This is a genomic window from Flavobacterium sp., assembly GCF_035456225.1.
Taxonomy (GTDB): Bacteria; Bacteroidota; Bacteroidia; order Flavobacteriales; family Flavobacteriaceae; genus Flavobacterium.
The window spans coordinates 1-3,924 of sequence record NZ_DATIDM010000036.1; the positions used below are offsets into that span (position 1 = coordinate 1).

The 3,924-nt window shown below is 34.7% G+C and carries 4 protein-coding genes; all 4 read left to right on the forward strand.

Annotated elements, in window-relative coordinates; translation table 11 throughout:
* Positions 1–1,078, forward strand: a 1,078-nt coding sequence (locus VLB74_RS02020) for a M42 family metallopeptidase (protein WP_325201807.1), incomplete at its 5' end; no start/stop codon positions are given.
* Positions 1,079–1,084: 6 nt separating this feature from the next.
* A complete protein-coding gene (locus tag VLB74_RS02025) occupies positions 1,085–1,498 on the forward strand; it encodes a septal ring lytic transglycosylase RlpA family protein (protein ID WP_325201808.1) in 414 nt (137 codons plus the stop codon).
* Positions 1,499–1,500: 2 nt separating this feature from the next.
* The gene (locus VLB74_RS02030; protein ID WP_325201809.1) at positions 1,501–3,459 is read left to right on the forward strand and encodes a sensor histidine kinase; all 1,959 of its coding nucleotides are present in this window, start codon (positions 1,501–1,503) and stop codon (positions 3,457–3,459) included.
* On the forward strand, positions 3,456–3,924 hold a 469-nt coding region (locus VLB74_RS02035), incomplete at its 3' end, for a response regulator (RefSeq protein WP_325201810.1). The genes VLB74_RS02030 and VLB74_RS02035, both read left to right, overlap by 4 nt.

Consider the following 3,924-nt stretch of genomic DNA (forward strand, 5'->3'; position numbering starts at 1 on the left):
ATCAATACTATCCAAATCGTCTCTAACTTTTTTAGAAAATTACCTAAATAACGCATCACCAACCGGTTATGAAGAAAGTGGACAAAAACTTTGGATGGACTATCTTAAACCTTATGTGGATACTTTTATTACGGACACTTATGGAACTGCTGTAGGCGTAATCAATCCGGATGCAAAATATAAGGTTGTAATCGAAGGTCATGCTGATGAGATTTCGTGGTATGTAAACTATATAACCGATGACGGATTAATCTATGTGATTCGTAACGGAGGTTCTGATCATCAGATAGCACCTTCCAAACGCGTTAATATTCATACTAAAAACGGTATCGTAAAAGGTGTTTTCGGTTGGCCGGCTATTCATACGAGAAATCGCGGTAAAGAAGAATCTGCGACATTACATAATATATTTATTGACTGCGGATGCTCAACTAAAGAAGAAGTGGAAAAATTAGGTGTTCATGTAGGTTGTGTAATTACGTATCCGGATGAATTCATGATTTTAAACAACGATAAATTTGTGTGTCGTGCCATTGATAACCGTATGGGTGGATTTATGATTGCGGAAGTTGCCCGTTTACTGAAAGAAAACAAAAAGAAATTGCCTTATGGATTGTACATCGTAAACTCGGTTCAGGAAGAAATTGGTTTGCGTGGAGCGGAAATGATTACGCATACCATCAAACCGAATGTAGCGATTGTGACCGATGTTTGTCACGACACGACCACACCAATGATCGAAAAAAAGATTGAAGGTGATTTGAAAATGGGTAAAGGTCCGGTAATTGCTTATGCCCCGGCTGTACAAAACAAATTACGCGAATTAATTGTAACTACTGCAGAAGACAAAAAAATTCCGTTCCAGCGACATGCCACTTCAAGAGCAACAGGAACAGATACCGATGCATTTGCTTACAGTAATGGCGGAGTGGCTTCAGCGCTAATTTCGCTTCCATTGCGTTATATGCATACAACTGTTGAAATGGTTCACAGAGATGATGTTGAAAATGTCATCAAATTAATTTATGAAAGTTTACTGAAAATTGAGAACAACGAAACGTTCTCTTATTTTAAATAACAGTTGATGGTTTCATTACCGACAAAATTTAAGGCAATTCTCCTGCTATTGTCATTTACTTTAGTAATGAACAGTTGTGGTTCATCGCATTCTAAAAGCAAAACCACCACAGTTTCTAAAGCAAAAGGATACAAAAGCACGGGAGTTGCCTCATATTATCATAATAAATTCAACGGTCGTAAAACCGCGAGCGGAGAACGTTTCAGTAATAAGAAATATACTGCGGCTCACAGAGATCTACCATTTGGAACAAAAGTAAGGGTCACCAACCTTGCCAACGACAAATCGGTTGTGGTTACCATTAATGATCGCGGGCCATTTACAAAAGGACGGGAAATCGATCTGAGCAAAAAAGCCTTCATGAAAATAACCGACAAGAAAAGTCATGGCGAACTGAAAGTAAAAATTGAAGTTTTATAATAATGTCTTCTTTAAAAAACATAATCCTCTGCTTACTTTTTTTTATTCCATTTTTCAATGGGAATGCCCAAACGACCGATAAAATAGAGGAAACTTTTGCTTCCAAAAAAGGTGTCGACAAAATCAGTTTTTACGAAAGCCTAACTCATCGGCAAAAATTGGATCATCTGGATTTCTTATACCAGGATCTACTTAAACTATCCGCCGATGAACAAATTAATTCCGATATAAAATCGTCGATGCGTGTTAAATTCGCATTAGCCGAAATCTATATTTTTAAAAAGGACGACCTAAAAACCATTGTTTCTTTAAAAGAGATTTTGAGCAATAATGATTATAAACTTTCCGATTCAAGAAAAATGTTTTTATTGGTTCAATTGCAAAGTGCTTATCTGGACCTTAATTTGTATTCTAATGTTTTTAAAATAAACTCTGAAATAGCCTATCTCAGAAAAAAAGGGGTGAATTATCCTTTGTGGAGTTACAGTAATAAGAGTGCCTTATATGCCAGATTGTTCTTATACGACAAGGCGATTTTACAATTGAAATCAGAAATCAAAGAAATTCTGAAACATCCCAAACGTGATTCGCTCATAATCCCTTCTGCTTACAACAGTTTAGGATTTTATTTTTTCAAGAATAATCAAGTAGACAGCGCCTATTATTATTACAATCTGTCATTACAAAAAGCAGAAACAGCTCTTATCAAAAATGATTTTGGGGATTACAGCAAGTTGACTGGTCTGGTGAAAGGAAATATAGGCCTTTTAAAAATGAAACAAGGCGATTATAAAAATGCCATACCATTACTCATGGAAGATTTATCCATCAGTTTAAAAATCAAGGATTACATTAGCAACAACGATGGGATTGTAAAAAACATTATCCTTCTTTCAACATGTAACATTAAGTTAAAAAACTACACTGAGGCGCAAAAAAAAACAGAACTTGCAGAACAACTCATTTCAAAGGGAATATCACCGGAAACAAGAGTATCCTACTATAGATTAAAAGCAGAATTACTGAAAGCACAGAATAAAAAAGATGAAGCCTACACCTATTCTGAAAAAGCGTTCAATTTGAGTGATTCGATAAATTCGAAGAAACAACGCCTTTTATTGGCCGGAAATGAAATCCTATACCAATTGGAAGAAAAAGATAATTTAATTGTAAAACAACAATCAGATATCAATACAAAAGAAAAAGGTATACTTTATATAGTTGCGACTGCGTTGGGAATTATTTTGATAACAACTTTATTGTACTTGAATAATTCCCGAAAAAAACAGAAAGAAATCCAGCGGAAAAACGATGAGATTTCGGCAAAAAATGAAACTATTAAAGAATCACTGGCCGAAAAAGAAATGCTTTTAAAGGAAATTCATCACAGGGTTAAAAATAACTTGCAGATTATTACCGGAATATTGGAACTGCAAAATTTTCAAATTAGTGATGAAAACACAAAAGTTATTTTAAAAGAAGGTCAGTCACGAATTGAGTCGATTGCCTTAATACACAAAACGCTTTATCAATCAGACAATTTCAGTAAAGTTCCGTTTCAGGATTATCTGTCCGAATTAATTCAAGCGATTCAGACCACGTACAAAAACAAGAACACAAAAATTGCTATTGAGATAAATGCAAATGACATTGAACTTGGGATAAGCACAGCCATTCCGCTAAGTTTAATCATTAATGAGATTGTTACAAATTGTTACAAGCACGCTTTTAAAGACAGAGAAATCGGAAAAATTAAAATCAATCTCACAAAAGAATCCGATATTTACAAACTGAAAATATCAGACGATGGCGTTGGCCTTCCGGAAGATTTTAATCCGAAGAAACTGAAGTCTATTGGTTTTGATCTTATTCAGGGATTGACAAGACAATTAGAAGGAAAATTAGATTGGCGAAGTAACAACGGAACCAACATTATAATTACGTTTAAAGATATTACATGATGAATCCACCACTGAACATTTTAGTCGTAGAAGACGAGTACATAACTCAAAAAACCATATCTGTTTTATTGACTGAAATGGGTTATAATGTAGTAGGAACAGCTATGAATGCACAGGAAGCTGTTGAAATACTTACCGAAAACAAAGTTGATTTTGCGCTTTTGGATATTACTATTCAAGGGGAAAAAGACGGTATATGGCTGGCCAATTATATTCAGGAGAACTATTCGATACCTCATGTTTTCCTCACTGCTTATTCTGATGATGCGACTATCAAAAATGCAATAGCTACCAAACCGCAAGGATATCTCATAAAACCATTCCAGAAAGCAGATCTTTTTACTGCAATTGAAATTGCGATGCTCAATTATAATAAACAAACAATTCCTCCTACGCAGCCAAAAACTTTTCTATATATCAAGCACAACGATATTTTTGAAAAAGTAGCAATCGAAAACATCATTT

Coding starts and splice junctions, on each gene's coding strand:
- VLB74_RS02025 (WP_325201808.1), top strand. CDS start 1,085: ATGGTTTCATTACCGACAAAATTTAAGGCAATTCTCCTGCTATTGTCA.
- VLB74_RS02030 (WP_325201809.1), top strand. CDS start 1,501: ATGTCTTCTTTAAAAAACATAATCCTCTGCTTACTTTTTTTTATTCCA.